The organism is Lacticaseibacillus sp. 22 (genome assembly GCF_055413445.1).
In genome coordinates this window covers 16,862-35,040 of the sequence record NZ_JBVAYD010000011.1, presented here as the reverse complement: position 1 = coordinate 35,040, position 18,179 = coordinate 16,862, and the positions used below count along the sequence as shown (strand labels likewise).

General features: G+C 48.6%; 17 protein-coding genes and 1 tRNA gene. 12 read left to right on the top strand and 6 right to left on the bottom strand.

The window, feature by feature from the left end:
• The first annotated feature begins 373 nt into the window (after positions 1-373).
• The 4 genes from trpX to ACWP87_RS07080 all read left to right on the top strand — a co-directional run bounded on the left by trpX (position 374) and on the right by ACWP87_RS07080 (position 3,710).
• Complete coding sequence (gene trpX, locus ACWP87_RS07095; protein WP_014569788.1) at positions 374-1,369, top strand: tryptophan ABC transporter substrate-binding protein; 996 nt, start codon at positions 374-376, stop codon at positions 1,367-1,369.
• Entirely contained in the window at positions 1,366-2,265 is a 900-nt protein-coding gene (locus tag ACWP87_RS07090; protein WP_005685393.1) for an ABC transporter permease, read from the top strand. The genes trpX and ACWP87_RS07090 overlap by 4 nt, the downstream gene beginning before the upstream one ends.
• Positions 2,258-3,010, top strand: coding sequence for an ABC transporter ATP-binding protein (locus ACWP87_RS07085; RefSeq protein WP_005685394.1), 753 nt, complete (start codon positions 2,258-2,260; stop codon positions 3,008-3,010). Before ACWP87_RS07090 ends, ACWP87_RS07085 begins: the two co-directional genes overlap by 8 nt.
• Before the next feature lie 247 nt (positions 3,011-3,257).
• Positions 3,258-3,710: a SprT family protein gene (locus ACWP87_RS07080; protein ID WP_005685395.1), complete on the top strand. Its 453-nt coding sequence runs from the start codon at positions 3,258-3,260 to the stop codon at positions 3,708-3,710.
• Here the strand turns inward: ACWP87_RS07080 and ACWP87_RS07075 are convergent.
• Both ACWP87_RS07075 and ACWP87_RS07070 read right to left on the bottom strand, forming a co-directional pair.
• Entirely contained in the window at positions 3,707-4,171 is a 465-nt protein-coding gene (locus tag ACWP87_RS07075; RefSeq protein ID WP_005685396.1) for a GNAT family N-acetyltransferase, read from the bottom strand. The genes ACWP87_RS07080 and ACWP87_RS07075 overlap by 4 nt on opposite strands.
• Before the next feature lie 112 nt (positions 4,172-4,283).
• Positions 4,284-4,369, bottom strand: a tRNA-Leu gene (locus ACWP87_RS07070).
• A 397-nt stretch (positions 4,370-4,766) separates the two neighbouring features.
• Between ACWP87_RS07070 and ACWP87_RS07065 the strand changes: the two genes are divergently transcribed.
• Both ACWP87_RS07065 and ACWP87_RS07060 read left to right on the top strand, forming a co-directional pair.
• Positions 4,767-5,372, top strand: a complete 606-nt coding sequence (locus ACWP87_RS07065; protein WP_005685397.1) for an ECF transporter S component — start codon at positions 4,767-4,769, stop codon at positions 5,370-5,372.
• Between the two features lie 104 nt (positions 5,373-5,476).
• On the top strand, positions 5,477-6,646 hold the full coding sequence (locus ACWP87_RS07060; protein WP_048653163.1) for a M20 family metallopeptidase: 1,170 nt from the start codon (positions 5,477-5,479) through the stop codon (positions 6,644-6,646).
• Positions 6,647-6,742: 96 nt separating this feature from the next.
• On the opposite strand, the gene ACWP87_RS07055 is transcribed toward ACWP87_RS07060, so the two are convergent.
• Positions 6,743-7,576: an aldose epimerase family protein gene (locus tag ACWP87_RS07055; protein WP_014569784.1), complete on the bottom strand. Its 834-nt coding sequence runs from the start codon at positions 7,574-7,576 to the stop codon at positions 6,743-6,745.
• 332 nt (positions 7,577-7,908) lie between these two features.
• On the opposite strand from ACWP87_RS07055, the gene ACWP87_RS07050 reads away from it, so the two are divergent.
• The gene (locus tag ACWP87_RS07050; protein ID WP_014569783.1) at positions 7,909-8,472 is read left to right on the top strand and encodes a restriction endonuclease; all 564 of its coding nucleotides are present in this window, start codon (positions 7,909-7,911) and stop codon (positions 8,470-8,472) included.
• A gap of 33 nt (positions 8,473-8,505) precedes the next feature.
• Entirely contained in the window at positions 8,506-9,336 is an 831-nt protein-coding gene (locus ACWP87_RS07045; RefSeq protein ID WP_005685401.1) for a sugar phosphate isomerase/epimerase family protein, read from the top strand.
• Here the strand turns inward: ACWP87_RS07045 and ACWP87_RS07040 are convergent.
• Positions 9,333-9,632, bottom strand: coding sequence for a hypothetical protein (locus ACWP87_RS07040; protein WP_005685402.1), 300 nt, complete (start codon positions 9,630-9,632; stop codon positions 9,333-9,335). The two genes, ACWP87_RS07045 and ACWP87_RS07040, sit on opposite strands and share 4 nt — an antisense overlap.
• 594 nt (positions 9,633-10,226) lie before the next feature.
• On the opposite strand from ACWP87_RS07040, the gene ACWP87_RS07035 reads away from it, so the two are divergent.
• The 4 genes from ACWP87_RS07035 (at position 10,227) to spxB (ending at position 16,152) form a co-directional block, all read left to right on the top strand.
• A complete protein-coding gene (locus ACWP87_RS07035; RefSeq protein WP_014569782.1) occupies positions 10,227-11,408 on the top strand; it encodes a thiolase family protein in 1,182 nt (393 codons plus the stop codon).
• A gap of 12 nt (positions 11,409-11,420) precedes the next feature.
• Positions 11,421-12,680, top strand: a complete 1,260-nt coding sequence (locus tag ACWP87_RS07030; protein WP_014569781.1) for a hydroxymethylglutaryl-CoA reductase, degradative — start codon at positions 11,421-11,423, stop codon at positions 12,678-12,680.
• Positions 12,681-12,684: 4 nt separating this feature from the next.
• On the top strand, positions 12,685-13,857 hold the full coding sequence (locus ACWP87_RS07025) for a hydroxymethylglutaryl-CoA synthase (RefSeq protein WP_014569780.1): 1,173 nt from the start codon (positions 12,685-12,687) through the stop codon (positions 13,855-13,857).
• A 540-nt stretch (positions 13,858-14,397) separates the two neighbouring features.
• Positions 14,398-16,152 carry a pyruvate oxidase gene (gene spxB / locus ACWP87_RS07020; protein ID WP_005717088.1) on the top strand — a complete coding sequence of 585 codons (1,755 nt, stop codon included), beginning with the start codon at positions 14,398-14,400 and terminating at the stop codon, positions 16,150-16,152.
• Positions 16,153-16,213: 61 nt separating this feature from the next.
• Here the strand turns inward: spxB and ACWP87_RS07015 are convergent, their stop codons facing one another.
• Both ACWP87_RS07015 and rlmD read right to left on the bottom strand, forming a co-directional pair.
• Positions 16,214-16,693: a nucleoside 2-deoxyribosyltransferase gene (locus ACWP87_RS07015; protein ID WP_014569779.1), complete on the bottom strand. Its 480-nt coding sequence runs from the start codon at positions 16,691-16,693 to the stop codon at positions 16,214-16,216.
• Positions 16,694-16,803: 110 nt separating this feature from the next.
• The gene (rlmD, locus tag ACWP87_RS07010) at positions 16,804-18,171 is read right to left on the bottom strand and encodes a 23S rRNA (uracil(1939)-C(5))-methyltransferase RlmD (RefSeq protein WP_014569778.1); all 1,368 of its coding nucleotides are present in this window, start codon (positions 18,169-18,171) and stop codon (positions 16,804-16,806) included.
• Positions 18,172-18,179: the final 8 nt, after the last annotated feature.

The window sequence follows — 18,179 nt, the reverse complement described above, 5'->3', positions numbered from 1 at the left end:
ATGAAATGTTTACTCATGTACCTTTAATCTAACATCTCATCAAGTATAAACGAATGGAGGAAACCCACATGACAGCATTGCTTACCTTAAAGAACTGGCAAAGCCAACTTTAGGTAGGTTGCGGATGCAGCCTGCCAGACGCGCAGGTTGTGTCTATGTTGGCTTCCGATTTATTGTCCGCATAGATACCCAATCACGGGGCTATGCGGTTTTTTTATTGCCGCGACGGCCTGAACCTGTCGCGGTATTTTTATTGATACAAAAAAGGGAAGGTTAACCGCAAAGTAGCTTTAACCACGCGGAATATGTCGGTATCACATTAAAGGATCGACACCACCAAAGCTATTGGAATATTTAAAATGGAGGCAAGCGAATGAAACGAATGCTTGGATTTATGATCATCATCTTTGGCTTTTTGGGTATTGCTTATTTTCAAAGTGGCACAACTGCGCAACAGACGCAGACAAAGCCGACTGTCGGCATTTTGCAGCTGACGACCCACCCGGCGCTTGATGCGATTCATAAGGGCATTATCGCCGGATTGAAAGATAAAGGCTACGTGGCGGGCAAGAATATCAAGATTGATTTTCAAAATGCCGAAAACGATCAGAGTAATCTGAAGTCAATGTCAGAACGCTTTACTGAGGAACATGCCGCTGCAACAGTCGGTATTGCTACGCCTGCAGCTCAAGCACTAGCCAATGTGAATCAAAAGACGCCGATCATCTTGGGGGCAATTACGGATCCAGTCGCAGCAAAATTGGTTAAAAATGTTAAAAAACCAGGCGGCAATATTACCGGGGTTTCCGATCAGGCACCCATTGCAGCTCAATTGAAACTTATCCGTCAGATCATGCCTGATGCGAAAACACTTGGCGTCATTGCAACTTCCAGTGATGATTCCGCACAAACCCAAGCCAAGATGGTGGCTAAACTAGGCCCCAAAGAAGGATTCACGGTCAAACGGTATGCGATTAGCTCAACTAACGATCTTAACCAAGTGGCAACGAAAATGGTAAGCCAGGTGGATGCGGTTTTTGTGCCGACCGATAATACGGTGGCGAGCGCCATGCAAACTTTAGTGGCAGCGGCTAACGCACGAAAGGTTCCGATTTTTCCAACTGTGGATACCATGGTTAAACAAGGCGGGGTGGCAACGATCGGACTTAATCAGTTTGATTTAGGTGTTGAAACTGGGCATATGCTGGCGGATGTTTTAAAAGGCAAAGCCAAACCGGCCACGACGCCGATCCACTTTGAAAAAACCGGCCGACTCATTTTAAATGAAAAGCAAGCGCAGCAGTTGGGGATAACATTGCCGAGTTCGTTAGTGAAACAGGCAGAGGCGAAAGGAACGGTGATCAAATGAGTTTAGGGGTTTCTGCAATTGGGCAAGGATTGTTATACGGTTTAATCGGACTAGGTCTCTTTTTAACATTTCGGGTGTTGGACTTTCCAGATATGACGGTTGAAGGAACATTTCCCTTTGGCGCAGCAGTGGCCGTCAGTGCGATTACTCACGGTATTTCCCCGATTATCGCAACCTTGCTCGCAACGGTAGCAGGGATGCTTGCCGGGCTGGTGACGGGGTTGTTAACTACCAAAGGCCGAATTCCGGTGCTACTTGCCGGGATCCTGGTCATGACCGGTTTATTTTCGATTAATTTACGGATTATGGGGCGGGCCAATTTATCTTTGCTACATCAGGCTAATCTTTTCCAAGGATCGTTCTTAAAAGACTTGCCGCCCTACTTTAATAGCGTGGTTATTGGTTTAATTGTTGTCGTCCTCGTCGTAGGATTGTTGATGTTATTTCTGAACACCCAATTAGGTCAAGGGTTCATTGCGGCGGGTGATAATCCGAATATGGCGCGGAGTCTGGGAATTAATCCTGATCATCAGATGGTTCTAGGCTTAATGGTTGGCAACGGGCTGGTTGGGCTTGCAGGTGGATTGCTCGCTCAAAATAATGGCTATGCGGACGTGAACATGGGCATCGGGATCATTGTTATCGGGTTAGCTGCTATTATCATCGGTGAAGTTGTTTTCGGTGAGTTGACTTTGTCGCAGCGGTTGGTGGCAGTCATCCTAGGGAGCATTATTTACCGCTTTGTCTTGCTGGTCGTCTTGGCGCTAGGGTTCAATGCCGATGATTTGAAACTGATCTCGGCGGTCGTGTTAGCCATTGCCATCATGGTGCCGCAAATTGATCATCAATTACGATTACGACGTGTGTTGCAGAAAGGGGTGCAGATCCATGGCTGAATTAAAATTGGATCACGTGACGGTTAATGTGCCAGTTGCAACTCAAGTCAAGACCTTGTTGCAAGATGTGACGCTGACGGTTAAAACAGGTGAATTCGTCACCGTTTTGGGTCATAATGGTGCCGGTAAATCGACCTTATTCAATGCGATTACCGGTGATCTACCAGTTAGCGGCGGCACGGTCACTTTGGCTGGCCAAACACTCAACGGGCGCCGTCCTGAGCAGCGTGCTCGGCATATTGCCAGAGTTTTCCAGGATCCGAAAATGGGAACCGCCCCGCGAATGACGGTTGCTGAGAATTTATTACTAGCCAGCCATCGTGGTCAGCGCCTAGGGTTACGTTCCCGAGGTCTGAATGCACAAAAAGCCCAGCTAAAGGCTTTGGCCGCAAAAACCGGTAATGGTCTGGCTGAGGCGCTTTATAAGCCAACCGAGCAGCTTTCAGGTGGACAACGGCAGGCCTTGAGCTTGTTAATGGCCACCATGCGCAAACCGGATTTACTGTTGCTTGATGAACACACAGCAGCCTTAGATCCCCACACCAGTCAGGCAATTATGACGTTAACGAATGCGATCGTTTCGGAGCAACAGTTAACCTGTTTGATGATCACCCATCAAGTTGAAGACGCGTTACGCTATGGCAACCGGCTCATTGTGCTAGATGCCGGCCAGATTGTGGCAGACTTCGATCAAAAACGAAAAGCAGCATTGAAGCGTGCCGATGTCTTAGCCTTTTTCAATTAAGCGAGTGTGAAAAAGGTAGGCAAATCTGATTGTGATGGCTCATTTGCTTGGTCAATGCGCAAGTTTCATGGTTAGAAAAAAGGAACGGTTCAGGTGGACGTCTGAACCGTTCCTTTTTGTAGTCTGATGAATAGTGAGATGAACATACTCAACAGGTATCGGATAGTCTCGCAAGGTAGCCTGATACAAATAGTGCAATTGGTGACGTGCTGATGTACACTATTGGCTCGGAGGTAACGATGAGACAATGACAAACCAAGAATTACAAGCACGTGTGGAAGCCATTTCTATGAGCGCATTTCACCAACCGTTCAACCATCAAGCCGTGTTTAATGCGCGCTTGCGAACTACTGGCGGCCGGTTTTATCCTGCGACGATGAATCTGGATTTTAACCCCAAAATTTTTGCGCTTTATCCATCTGATGTCACGGATGGCATCATCAAGCATGAATTGGTGCACTACCATTTGTTCGCCCAGCATCGCGGCTATCAACATCGCGATCATGACTTCAAACAGTTACTGGCAGCAGTTGGCGGCTCGCGGTTTGCGCCGCCACTGCCGATGAGCGGCCGACACTATGTTTATCAATGCACAAGGTGTGGTCGGCAATTCGTTCGGCGCCGACGGATGAATGTCACTCGGTACGCGTGCGGTGTCTGCCGTGGCAAATTACGGCTGCAGGCAACGCGAAATAACTAATTAAGCGGCTTTTGCAGGATTAAATTGACTGGCTGAAACCCGGCGCGGGCATAGACTTCTCGTGCGGTTTGATTACCGCTGAGGACGTTCAGTTGAATAAAAGAGGCTTGATGACTGGCAGCGAATGCCTCGACCGCTGTCATGAGGGTTTTGGCTAGGCCGTGATGACGATGATCCGGCGTGACAAACAAGTCAATCAACTGCGCAAAGTGTTGTGGAACGAATTCGGGGCTGTCCCCGGTTCGAGCTAAAACGACCAATGCAAAGCCGGTAAGTGTGCCTTGACTTTCCGTGACGAATAGGCGAGCCAGATCATTCTGCAGGTAATCAGCAAAATACTGCCGATTGTCGGTGGTTAAGGGCCGGTAAGTATCCGGCGCCAATGCAGCCATCTCTTGAGTAAGCTGCTGATAAAGATGAACAATCGCCGGCAGATCGACAAATTGGGCTTCACGAAGCATCGAATGGGACTCCTTTCAGAGGCTTAATATTTTTCAAGCCGGTCCATGATCAGGTATAAAATAAAAAAGATCCGATCAACAGTAATACCTTGTTGATCGGATCTTGCTATGATGCGGGCAAGAAGACTCGAACTTCCATGAGCAAAAATGCTCACAAGATCCTTAATCTTGCGCGTCTACCAATTCCGCCATGCCCGCATGACTAATTAAGCACAAGAAATATTATAGGAAAACGTGAGATTAAAGTCAATAGAAATTTACTAAGCGCGAACCGGCGCGCTTAGAAACCGGAGTGTAAGTGGCCTTAAGCGTAATGGCCGGGCTTGGGCCATTACGCTTAAGGTCCTTACACGCAGGTTTCTGCGCCGGTGAGCGCGTCAAGGGCATAAGCTAGAACCCAAGCGGCCTCAGCGGTAGCTAACACTGGCGACCGCAAGCAATATTGTCAAAGCATGGACTATTGACCCAGCATGAGCCATACCTGAACGCAATGGTCTACTTTGATTGAACCAGCAACAGCAGAAAACACAATATAAACAAACGTAAGCGTGTATAATTTGATAAAATTAGCTATAAACGATTAGGAGGTGTCAGCATGACACGTCGCGGAAAAGCTTATAACATTGCGATCATTGGTATTTTGGGAGCTTTGATTATTTTGCAAGCCTACATTCCAATGGTTGGTTATGTTCAGATTTTTCCCGCTTGGCCGGCTATTTCGACTATTCACTTGACCGTCATCATTGGCGGGATCGTATTGGGCTATGGCGGAGGTGCCAGCCTTGGCTTATTATGGGGCTTAACGAGTCTGATTCGCGCTTATACATCAGCGGCTGACCCGGTAACTTTACTGCTTTTTCGCAATCCAATTATCGCGTTGGTGCCGCGAGTCATGGTTGGTTTGGTTGCAGCTTTTGTTTTTCATCAATTATTTAAACGACACCAGAGTACGCTGGCTCAAACTATTAAAATGGTCATCGCCGGGGTTACAGGCGCTTTAACCAATACATTGCTGGTGATCGGCTTTACCTGGTTGTTGTTTGCCAGCAAAGCCGCGCAAATCGTTCCAGGAGCCAATGCAACGAATTTAGGTTGGCTGTTGATTACTGCCTTGGCCATTAATGCGGTGGCAGAGGCGGTGCTTGGCGGGATTGTCACCCCAATCTTAGGTCAGGCATTGTTGCGCTTTAGAAGAAAATAGGGCTGCGTTAAAAGACTGGGTTGCGTGTTCGGAATAATGGTGTTGATGGCATCTGATGTGACTAGATGAACTCAGTCATGGTGGCGATTTGGATCGTTAAGATGATGTATTTTAAAAGTGGAGGCGGTAGTTTGACAGACGAGGAACAACAAGTTACTGATCTATTGCAGGCGATGGTTAGAATCCCCAGTGTGGCAGCAAAAGAAGGCCAAGTGGCGGACTTGATCGAAGCCTTTTTGGCCCCGGAACTAAGCACAGGGTTGATTAAGCGTGAACGTATCAGTTATGCGCCGGGACGCGACAATTTAGTTTTGACGATTGGTGATCCTAATGCGCAGCGCTGGTTAGGGGTTGACGGGCACATGGATGTCGTGGATGCAGGCGATCCCAACAAGTGGCAGTTTCCTCCGTTCTCAGCCCAGATTGAAGATGGTAAATTGTATGGCCGCGGGGCGACGGATATGAAATCCGGACTTGCCGCTGCTGTGGTTGCGTTTAAGCAAATCGCGCATGAAGAGCTTGATCATGGCGTTCAGTTGATGGCAACCGTGGGCGAAGAAATCGATAACTACGGTGCCCGCCAACTTGCGGCTGCCGGTTATGGTGATCGGTTGACCGGTCTTTTGGTCGCAGAACCGGGAAACAGCAATGTGGATGCGGCTGAACGTGGCATTATTGACTATACGTTAACGGCTCAGGGCAAGGCGGCGCATTCTTCACGTCCAGATCTTGGGGCTAATGCCATTCACGGCTTATTTGCTTTTGCCAATGCCGCATTAACTGCCACCGCGCCGCTTCAAGCTAAAGATGATCCGATTCTGGGTCACGCTACCCACAACATCGATATTATCCATGGCGGGAATCAAATTAATTCATTACCGGAGTCTGCTTATTTACGCGGCAACATCCGAACAACCATGATTGCTGATAATGATGCGTTTATTGCCGCTTTGAAGCAGGCTGCTAAAACATCAGTACCAAAAGGGGTTCACCTATCACTTTCGATTGATTCGGTTTTAAGTGCCGCAGCGGCTGCACCCGATAATGCGTTAATTCAAAAAGTCCAGCAGGCACGGCAGCGGATCGGTTTGCAGCGCGGGGCTGTGGCCTATCGAACCGGCATAACCGATGCGGCCTTATTTTTCCACGATGGTTTGGACTTGGCTATTTACGGGCCAGGTAATGACACCTCGCACGAAACCGATGAATATGTTGACCTCCAAGACGTGTTCGACAGTATTAAGGTTTACAAAGATGTCTTTAAAAATTATTAGTGTCGACTAATACCAGTAGAAAAAGCCTTGTGACGGTGAGCAGCTCATTCAACGTCCAAGGCTTTTTGTAGCGATTAGTTTGGTTAGCTGATTGGATTAACGGTCTGGCGTACTGGCCTTAATCCTGCTCAACTGATATTCAGCGTGGTGTTGCCAAGTTGCGCCGGCAGCAAGTGTCCACGCGTTGCCGGTTAAATTGTTTTCAGGAGAAAATCCGATTGCAACATGAGGTTGTCCCAGAATGCCGTTAAAGTTGTTATCGGGTCCAATGTTAGCAAACGAGTCAATGCGGGTGGCCGGCGCATCGGTGGCATAGCGCAGTTGCCAGTCACCGGTGGCTAAGGAGAATCTACGTGCAGGCGAGATTTCTGGCTGTTGCCTGATGGTACTTTGCTGGTGGTCAATGGTTAACTGAGCGTGTAACATTGTTTGGGCGGGATCGGCTGTCAATAACCATGGCAATATCAATCGTGGATGAAGTCGGATTTCGGCAGTGGTTTTAACGGCCATATCGATAGTCCAGACATTGTCGTTATTCAGTCGGTGCGTAACCATAAGGGAGCGCTCGCCCGGTTGTCCATCAGCGTTTTCAGGTAAATTTAGAGAAAAGGTAATGGCTAAGTCAGCCGTTTGACTGGTTTTCACCGCCCAATTCCAATTCTGCCAAGCTCCCGGAATCGTTTTAGGGTCGTCTGGTGCAAGCGGACCGGTCATGGCGCCAAAAAGACCGGGTTGATGCAGATAATCTTCTAAAGTGACGAACCCAAGCAATAAGTTAGGATCTAACCCAGTCGTATTGGGCAACCGGACTTGCTGAACGCGAGCGCCGAAAGTTAAAAATCGCAGCGTCATTTGCTGATCGTTGACTAATGTGTATTGCGTAATGCGCTCACTGCCAACTTTGGCAAAAATTTTGGCGCTTAGTTTCATGACGAAAACGCTTCCCTTCTCAATAAATTAAGCCTACAGAAAAATTACCTGAGTTTCAATGCAAACATGGCGTGAATCTGCTAGGCTTGATAAGGATCATGTATTTGATGGTGTGAAGATCGCGTGTGTCGCGGCGGCTTGCGGTCACCATAACGCGCTCCCCGGCGCAGAAGTCGGATCACGCTCACCATAACGCGTTCGCCAGCCCAGAAACCTGCACATAAGGACCTTGGGCGCAATGACCAAAGCCCGGTCATCACGCCCAAGGCCACTTATGCTCCGGTTTCTAACCGGGCTGGCTCACGCTCACTTAACTAGAAGGGTTTAGAAGCATGAGAATTTTACTTAAAAAGGCCTACCATTTGTTGTGGGGGTTGTTTGTATTGGCCCTTATTTACAGTTTTTGGGGCCGCACTATTTTGCCCCGGCAGTTGCGACCTTATGGCGATCCTGCCAGTTTTACTATTATTAGTTTATTTGTGGTGATCAATGCGTTGTTGCTGTACCATCATCATTTTCGGTTTCGAGATTTGAAGATGGAGAGCGTGGACATCATGGAAGGTGAGAAGTTTGAGGAATTTTGTGCCTATTTATTAAAACGCAATGGCTTCAAGCGTATTCAACTTACTCAGGCTTCGGGTGATCAAGGCATTGACATTATTGCACAAAAAAAAGGCCAGTCATTCGGCTTTCAATGTAAGCGATACACTGGCTTTGTTGGGAATAAGGCGGTTCAGGAAGTTTGGGCAGGGCATCATTATTATCAACTTGATCAAGCTGCGGTCATCACCAACAGTGAGTTTTCCGACTCGGCGATTGCCTTAGCTGACGACCTGGGTGTGATGTTAATTGACCGCAAGAAGCTTAAACGCTTGATGCGCAGATTACCGAGCTAGAATGTCCATTGCTTTTAAGGAGGTTGGCAATTCATGTTGTTGGGTTTAAAAGCCAGTACGGATGAGCGCCAGATTCGTGATCGATTGCAGTATCATCCTGACGTTTTTGAGTTTCACTTGACGGAAGCAGATTTTACCGCGAGTGGCTGGCAACATTTTTTGAAAATGGTTGCCTGGGTTCAAAGTCAGGTGCCGACTGTTGTGTTTCACCACCCGATGCGTTTTCGCGGTCAGCGCAATGAGTTAGCGATGAATCCGACTAAATATCCAGCCAGGTATGACTTTCTGATGACCAGTTCCGTTAAGCTTATGACACTGGCTAAAAAAGTGAACGCCACGGCACTGATTCACGGAGGCTACCGCGTGGACACCCCCGGAGATTATGCCGGATGGCGTGACGTTGCAAAAGCACAAGATGTGGCATTGGCTCGCATGATTGCGTTTGCTCAAGAGGCGCCGGGACACGTGGTATTTGAAAACTCGATGTCGCCAATCTTTAGGTATGGCGATCCTGCGTTTGAGGCGCGTTTGCTGCGCTGGCGGCTACCATTGGCTTATGATACTAGCCATGCTTTTATCACGTTACACGGGGATAATGAGCGACTGATAGCGAGTCTGGCCAACCTAAAACCATTAGTACGGCATTATCATTTGGTTGACTCAATGGGGCAGACGCATGACAGTTTGCCTTTGGGACAAGGCCGAATTGATTGGTACCGCGTTTTACCGCAGCTCAATCCTAACGCCAGCCGGATTTATGAAATCGGTTTGAAAAATCAGTTTGATTGCCAAGAAATGATAGCCAGTCACCATTATCTGGAAAAGGTTGCAGCAAAGTTGGCGGCGGCAAAACATCCGGCCTAGTTAAGTAAAAGACCAACTGGCCGGTGGATAAAGCCAAAAAGTGCACGGGTGCCGTCTGCATCTACAAGATAAAGAAAACGTGATTGTAAGTCAGGGTGATTTAACAACAGTTGTAATTCCCACACGCGTAATGGCGATTTTCGATCAGGTTTGGGCTTAAAGATTAATTGTGGCTGATCATTTTGGGTTTTCAAAATAAAATCATCAAAACGACTTGGTGCTGGTGTTGTATTTAACAGTACTGAGGCGTTTTTACTTTGGTCAGCGAGTAAGGCGAGCAAATCAATGACGCGCATCAACGGCACCTACTTTCTATGGTTAAAAGTTAAGGATTGGTGAAGACGGGTGTTACTTCCGAAAAGAATCGCATACAATTTAAACAGTTTAACATGAACTTATGTAGCTAGACATAAATGCAATCACGGCTCAAGGAACCGGAATCTGGGCGATTAACGGTGCAAGCCACGATTTAGATGTTTTGTTTTTCGGACTGTGATAAACTATAACGGTTTTTCTGAGCGGGCATTGGTGGTATGTAGCGGTTGCTCAGGTCAGCGATGGAATCTTCTTCGATGTATTATAACGCATGTTTGAATTGGATTCTTGACCGGGCGGCTCGGCGCTTACCATAACGCGCTCCCCGGCGCAGAGATCTGCGTGTAAGGACCTCAGCCGCAATGGCCAAAGCCCGGCCATCACGTCTGAGGCCACTTACACTCCGATCTCTAAGCGCGCTGGCTCGCGCTCACCATAACGCGTTCGCCAGCCCAGAAACCTGCACATAAGGACCTTGGGCGCAATGACCAAAGCCCGGTCATCACGACCAAGGCCACTTATGCTCCGGTTTCTAACCGGTCTGGCTCACGCTCACATTTTGAAAAGGGGTTATTATGGAAAAAGTTGTGATTCTTAGTGCCAAGCGGACGCCGATTGGAAAGTTGGGCGGTGAGTTAGCAGGTGCTAGTGCAGTGGATTTAGGTGTTGCCGCAGCTAAGGCGGCGATTAAAGCAGCACGGCTTGATCCGCAACAACTGGATCAAGCAATTTTCGGGAATGTTTTGCAGGCTGGATCGGGCCAGAATGTTGCGCGTCAGATTGCGTTGCATAGTGGCATGGCGACGAACTCCACGGCCATGACGATCAATGAGGTTTGCGGCTCTGGGCTAAAGGCAATTCGGTTAGGTCAGGCGGCGATTCAACTAGGTGAAGCTAACGCGGTACTTGTCGGCGGTACCGAGAGTATGAGTCAGGTGCCGTATTATGCTGAGGCGATGCGGGCCGGGCATAAGTTTGGCGATACTGCGTTGGTGGATGGTCTTAGTCGCGATGGGCTAAACGATGCTTTTAGTCAGCAACCGATGGGGATTACGGCGGAAAATGTTGCCAGCCGCTTTCAGATCAGTCGTCAAACGCAAGACGAGTTTGCACTGCGCTCTCATCTGCGTGCGGCCGCTGCTGCTGCAGAAGGCCGGTTTAAATCACAAATTGCGCCGGTGACCATTTCCGGCCGACATGGCGATGTCACGGTTGACACGGATTCGGCGATTCGACCGGATACATCATTAGCCCAGTTAGCAAAATTACCGCCAGTTTTTGAAGTTGGCGGGACCGTCACGGCTGGTAATGCTAGCGGGATTAATGATGGAGCGGCTGCATTGATTCTTATGGCGAAGTCAAAAGCCGAGCAGTTAGGCCTCCACTATTTGGCTACCATCACCGACTATACAGAAGTCGGGATTGACCCGGACATCATGGGGTATGCGCCTAAATTAGCGATTGACCAGCTAATGCAAAAAACCGGACAAACTTTAACAGCCATTGATCAAGTGGAATTAAATGAAGCATTCGCCTCGCAAAGTGTTGCCGTGATGCGTGACCTAGGACTGACTGACGAACAGGTGAATATCAATGGCGGAGCGCTTGCTTTAGGCCATCCCTTGGGAGCATCCGGCGCGCGGATTATGGTTTCATTGCTGTATAATTTGGCGGAACGCAGGCAACAAACCGGTGTCGCGGCGTTATGTGTCGGTGGTGGTATCGGTATGGCGATGCAAGTTACTTTGCATGATTAGGAGCAGATCAAAATGAAGTTTTATGAGCAAACGCCCGAAGCTAGGCGGCAGCAACTCGTGCAAGAAGGGTCGTTAACCAGTGCCGATGCCGCTTTATTGGCTGCGGTACGCACGCTTCCTGATGCTACTGCAACTCGGCTGATTGAAAATGCAATTGGTGAATTTTCCTTACCGATGGGCATTGCGCGAAATTTAATGGTCAATGGCCAGCAACATCAGGTACCGATTGTTAATGAGGAACCCTCTGTTGTTGCTGCGGCCAGCAATGGTGCGCGAATGGTAGCGGAAAACGGCGGCGTTTTAGCGCATGTGGGTACCCATGAAGTGGTGGCAGAAGTGGTCTTAACTGACTTAGCAGATTTGAATGCGGCTAGGCAGATCCTTTTGGCCCATCAAGCAACGATCGCAGCTGTGGCCAATGCCTCCCATCCCTCAATGGTGCAGCGTGGCGGAGGCTTCAGCAAAATGACTGTGACAATCTTGGCCAACCGGTTTTTAAAACTTCGCCTGACGCTTAATCCTAAAGAGGCAATGGGTGCCAATTATGCGAATACGGTTGCCGAAGCTGTGGCAGACGCAGTGACAGCTTGGGTGGATGGAACGGTTTTGGCCAGCATTTTGACTAATGCACCTGGCGAGTTAGTCACGGCAACTGTGAAATTGACACCGGCCACACTTGCCACAAAAACACTGTCAGGGGATGAAATTGCCCATAAAATTGTGCAGCTGAGCGATCTGGCATTTGTCGATCCGGAGCGCGCGGTGACGCATAACAAAGGCATTCTTAATGGTGTCATTGGGGCGGTCTTGGCGACAGGAAATGACACGCGCGCGGTTGCGGCCAGTGTTGGGGCGTTTGCCGCTGCGACTGGTCAGTATCAACCGTTATCGCGTTGGTTGATGCGCGATGGCAAACTTGAAGGCCATCTGCAAATGCCATTGCCGCTGGGCGTTGTCGGAGGCGCGATCGGTGCATTACCACTAGCCCAGGCCGCCCGCCGTCTTGGAGGTTATCGCGACTTAGCCACCATGCAGCAGGTAATTGCCGCATTAGGATTGGTGCAGAATTTAGCGGCTTTGCGCGCATTAGCCGGCCCCGGCATTCAGTCAGGCCATATGAAACTGCAGGCCAATGCGCTGGCGATTGCTGCCGGAGCTCAGGATCAGGAAGTACCTACTCTAGTCGCCGCCTTACGCGCAGGTGAAATGGATCTGGCACATGCCAAAATGTATTTAGCAACGATTCGATCAAAACAGAAAGCAGGCCATTGAAATTATGAAAATCGGAATTGATGCCATTGAAATGGATACCCCGGACTTTTACGTCGATCTCGTAAAACTTGCCAAGGTTCGCGGTGATGATCCGAATAAATATACGATCGGCATCGGCCAAGACGAGCAGGCGGTTCCGCCATCTAGTCAAGACATTGTGACGCTGGGAGCCAATGCCGCCGCAAAAGTATTGACGCCAGCATCACGTGCCAGTTTAGGCATGATTCTGGTTGGAACCGAAAGCGGGGTTGATGCCAGTAAATCCGCAGCCTTATTCATTCATGATCTTTTGGCGCTGCCTGAATGGGTGCGGGCGGTTGAACTGAAAGAAGCTTGTTACGGTGGGACCGCTGCGCTGATGATGGCTCGTGATTATGTTGCGAGTCATCCTGATAAAAGTGTGCTCGTTATTGCGGCAGATATTGCGCGTTATGGATTAGCAACGGCCGGTGAAGTGACGCAAGGGGCCGGCGCAGTGGCGATGATTGTCAAAGCTGATCCGCGTCTGCTGACAATTGAACCGGATTCGGTTTATCGATCGGCATCAATCAACGACTTTTGGCGACCGGTTTACCAAGATACGGCGCTTGCTCAGGGAAAATACTCAACCGAACAATATCTCGCCTTCTTCAAGACAGTCTGGGAACGTTATCAGGCCGACCATCATTTAAGCGCACATGATTTCGCGGCAATGACATTCCATCTGCCATATACCAAAATGGGTAAAAAAGCATTGGATCTAGTGTTGCCAACCACCGATGACGCGAGTGCCCAACGATTGAAAAACCGTTTTGAAGCCAGCACACGTTATTGTCGGCAAATTGGGAATATCTACACCGGGTCGCTTTATCTGGGGTTGTTGTCGTTGCTGGATCATGATACGACGTTACAAGCCGGGGATCGGATCGGACTGTTTTCGTATGGTTCCGGTGCCGTGGCAGAGTTCTTCAGCGGCATTTTGCAACCACAATTTAAGGAACAACTACACGCCGCCGAACATGCCCAGCAACTAACTAAACGCAAAGAATTGCCTGTACCGGAATACGAAGCGGTCTTTAGCGATAAAGTCCCGTATGATGCCGATGACTATCGCCCTGATCCGGCTTACTATCGTGGTCAGTTTATTTTGACCGGTGTCATTGGCCAGGAGCGGCACTACGAAAAACATCAATCGTGATGAACCGGGTGTAGAAGTTAAAGTAGTCTTGTCTGGTCAGAATCAACAAGCACCAATGTTTTAGTTGATAATTATATTCGGTCGGCCCCATGTAAAAAGTAATAGAAAACGAATGGACTTTTCCGCTTAGATGGAATCGTTCATTCTTTTTTGTGTGGGCGCGAGCCGGGGAGCGCGTTATGAAGAAGTGTGAGACGGCGGGGAACGCGTCAAAGCGAGTGATGACAATTTGCCCGCTCATCTTGTGACAACTAGCACCTGCCGTTATTTTGAAATGGATAGAAATGGGCAAGAAAACATCTAAGGCAAAATACAGTCTGCTAACAAACTATCTGAAACGAACAGGCTCTGTATCAGTCAGTTTGATTGACTGTTACCACCTTGACGTGGGTATAATAGCAATGATTAAAGCGCTTTCCTTACTTTTAGCCGTGACTTGATCTCGAATCGAGTGAAAGGGTTTGCATTGTTATTGATTAATTGTTATACTCATAATCGTAAAGAACTTACAAAATGTAAGTAATAATGGAGGCAAGTGTCATGACAGAAAAAATCAATGCTGCAGACGCAATGATCAAGGTGTTAGAAGACTGGGGAATTCATAATATTTATGGATTGCCGGGCGGATCGTTTGATAGCACCATGAACGCGCTTTACAATCGCCGCCACACCATTAATTACGTGCAGGTTCGCCATGAAGAAGTGGGCGCATTGGCTGCGGCTGGCGAAGCAAAGGTAACGGGACGCATTGGGGCCACGTTTGGGTCAGCAGGTCCTGGTGCCGTTCATCTGTTAAACGGTTTATATGATGCGCAATACGATCATGTACCGGTATTAGCATTGGTAGGCCAGGTGCCGACTGCAGCCATGAATACCAACTATTTTCAGGAAATGAATGAAAACCCGATGTTCGCCGATGTGTCGGTTTATAATCGGACTGCCATGACGGCTGCACAATTGCCACACGTTGTCGATGAAGCCATCCGTCAAGCGTATAAGTATCAAGGCGTTGCTGTTGTGACCATTCCTAAGGATCTCGGTTGGCAGGAGATTGATGATAATTATGTTTCATCGGCCAATCTTTATCAAAAGCCGTTATTGCCTGAACCGGATCCCGAGCAAGTGGCAACCGCTTGGAGCATTTTAAAGGATGCCAAAAAGCCGATTCTATACGTTGGTAATGGTGCGCGTGGAGCTCGCGATGAAATCATTGCATTTTCAGAAAAAACGCATATCCCGATCATCACAACCGCACTGGCAAAAGGCATTGTGCCAGATGATTATAAGGCCAACATGGGATCTGCCGGTCGGGTTGCATCGAAGCCGGGAGTTGAAGTAGCCCGCGGCGCCGATACGGTTTTGTTCCTTGGCTCTGACTTCCCATTCCAGCCATACTTCATCGCACCAAATGCTAAATATATTCAAGTCGATATTGATGCTAGCAAGTTTGGGCGGCGGCACACAGTTGATCTGGCGGTTTTAGCCGATGCCAAGAAATTCATCAAGGCATTGACCGAAAAGGCTGATGCCGTACCGGAAACTGCTTGGTATCGCGCTGCAGTCGCTAACAAGGCAAACTGGGCTGAGTGGATGACGTCATTTGAAGACGATTCGCAAACCCCATTGCGCGTTGAACCGATCTTCAAACTTATCAACGAGATGGCCGACAAAGATGCGGTTTTCCAGGTGGACGTCGGTAACGTAACGATTAATGGCATGCGTTATTTGAAGGCCAACGATAATCAAATCTTTACGACTTCCGGCTGGTACGCAACAATGGGCTATGCTGTACCTGCTGCAATTGGCGCCCAAGCTGAATTCCCGGATCGGCAAGTGTGGTCAATTTCAGGTGACGGCGGGTTTGCGATGGTTATGCAGGATATTATGACCCAAGTGAAGTATCATATGCCGATTATCAACATTGTCCTGACCAATGAAAGTTTAGGCTTTATTGAAGCGGAACAAGACGATACCCGTCAGCCGCATTCAGGGGTTGATCTCATTGATGCTGATTATGGCAAGGCGGCTGAAGCGATGGGCGCACAAGGGTTTGAAGTTCATAATTTGGACGAACTCAAGGCGGCATTCGCCAAGGCCAAGGATCGTAAAGGCCCGGTTGTTATTGACGTAAAGATTTCCGATTTACGGCCAATTCCGGTTGAACAACTGGTTTTGGATAAGCAAACGCAGGATCCAGAAGCCGTTGACGCATTCGTTAAGAAGTATCATGCCGAAACCTTGATTCCTTTCCGGCAGTTACTCGAGGATGCTGAAAAGACAACTGCAAATGTTTAATTGAATCAATTCAAAAAGCTTCCGCACCCCTGGTCATTGAAGGGGACGGAAGCTTTTTTGATTATGCCGATGCGCGGGCTTTGATGGCTGCAATCAAGGCCGCTTCATCGGTGAAAATGGCACCGTTGAGCTTAATCAAGCCGGTCGTGTATAAGTTGAGATAATGAAATTGGTTTTCTGCCACTTCTTGCAAGGCGGCGAGCTTCTTGTCATTAGTAGCGCCCAGACGCCGACTGTCTGTATAGAGCCCCAGAATCGGAATATGTCGTGCATACGCCACACCAATTTCAGTTGCGACACCGTTATCAATGACGGGACCATCCAAAATGGCAATCATTAAATCAGCTGCTTCTAACCGCTGCGTGTCGGCTTCAGCAATCATCTTGGAATCTGCGTACGCTTCTTTGTTGTTGATGGCCGCATTTTCTTGAGGGACGTACAGATCAACTTTTGGAATGGCGGTGCGGATCTGGGCTGCTAGTTTGGCATTGTAGTCAAAATCGGCGTGGCTAAACAGTGCATTGGCAAAATAAATTTTCATTGAAAGAGGACCTCACTTAGCATGATTGGAAAATGGCGATGATTCGTACAAACGTCAAGTTAAACCAGAACTGGGCACATAATCCCGAATCAGGTAACAAGTGACTCAGTTTAACGTCTGGTGAACTTGACAACAGCTTCACACCGCGCTGTTTGCGGAAACATGTCGATGCTTTGAATCCAATCGACTTGGTAATGCTTGGCTAGCGGTACCAAATCCCGCGCCAACGTGGACGGATTACACGAGATGTAAGCAAACTTTTGCGGGCTAAGTTGCAATAGCGCATCAATAAATGGCCGTTCGAGTCCGGAGCGTGGTGGATCGACAATGACGGCATTGGGACGAATACCTTCCTTGAGCCACTTAGGGAATAAGGTTTCTGCTTTACCGACAAAATAATGAGTGTTGTTAAAGCCGTTATTTTTGGCATTAGCTTTAGCATCGGCAATTGCTTCAGGAATCGTATCCATACCGTAAATCGACTGGTGACGGTTAGCTAGGCTCATCCCCACCGTACCAATACCACAATAAGCATCAATCAGCGTGTCATCTGGCGCAAGTTGCAAGGCGTCTTTGGCAATGGCATAAAGCTGTTCGGTCTGTTTAGGGTTTAGTTGTAAAAAGGCTTGCGGTGAGAGTTGGAAAGTACGCCCGGACAAGGTTTCCTGAATATATGGCTGACCAGCCAGCAAACGACTGTCTTTTCCCCAAATCAGCGAGGTGTTACCAGGATTGATGTTTTGGGCGATGCTGACAACCATGGGCAGTTGGGCGGCAATAGTGGTGATCAATTGAGCTTGCTTTGGTAACTTGGCACTGTTGGTAATAAAGGTGACTTGAACTTGCCCAGTTGAAAAGGACTCGCGAACGACTAACGTTTTAACAATACCGGCGTGCTTTTTCTCGTTATAAATGGGTATTTGAAGGTCTTCGAGTAGTTGACATAAAGTCGTCACCACCTTCATGGTCAGCGGTGCCTGAGTTAAAAAGTGCGTTAGAGGGATGAGGCGGTGGGATCCAGGCGCGTATAAACCGGCGCGAACATGCCCATCAATTTCGCGAACCGGGAACTGGGCTTTGTTGCGATAGTGCGTTGGGTGTGTCATTCCGCTAGTTGGTTTTAAATCATAATGTTGCCAGCCAAGTGGTTTGAATTTGGCCAGCGCTTGGGCGACAACATCGCGTTTGAATCGCAACTGCGCAGGGTAGGCAAGGTGGTTCAACTCAACGCCGCCGATTTGCCCAAAAAGCGGTTCCGTTGGGGTGACCCGATCCGGTGAGGCTGATCGAATTTTGTGTGTCTTTGCTTCAAGATAACGATCGTGAATGGCTGTGACTTCGGCGACGACCACTTCGCCGGGAAGTGCACCGATAACGAAGGTGATCTTGCGTTGATAGTATCCGATTCCGGCGCCGTTAATATCCAGACGCTTGATCGTTAAAGGAAAACGTTGACCGATTTTAACCGTGGTTGCCATGAAATACT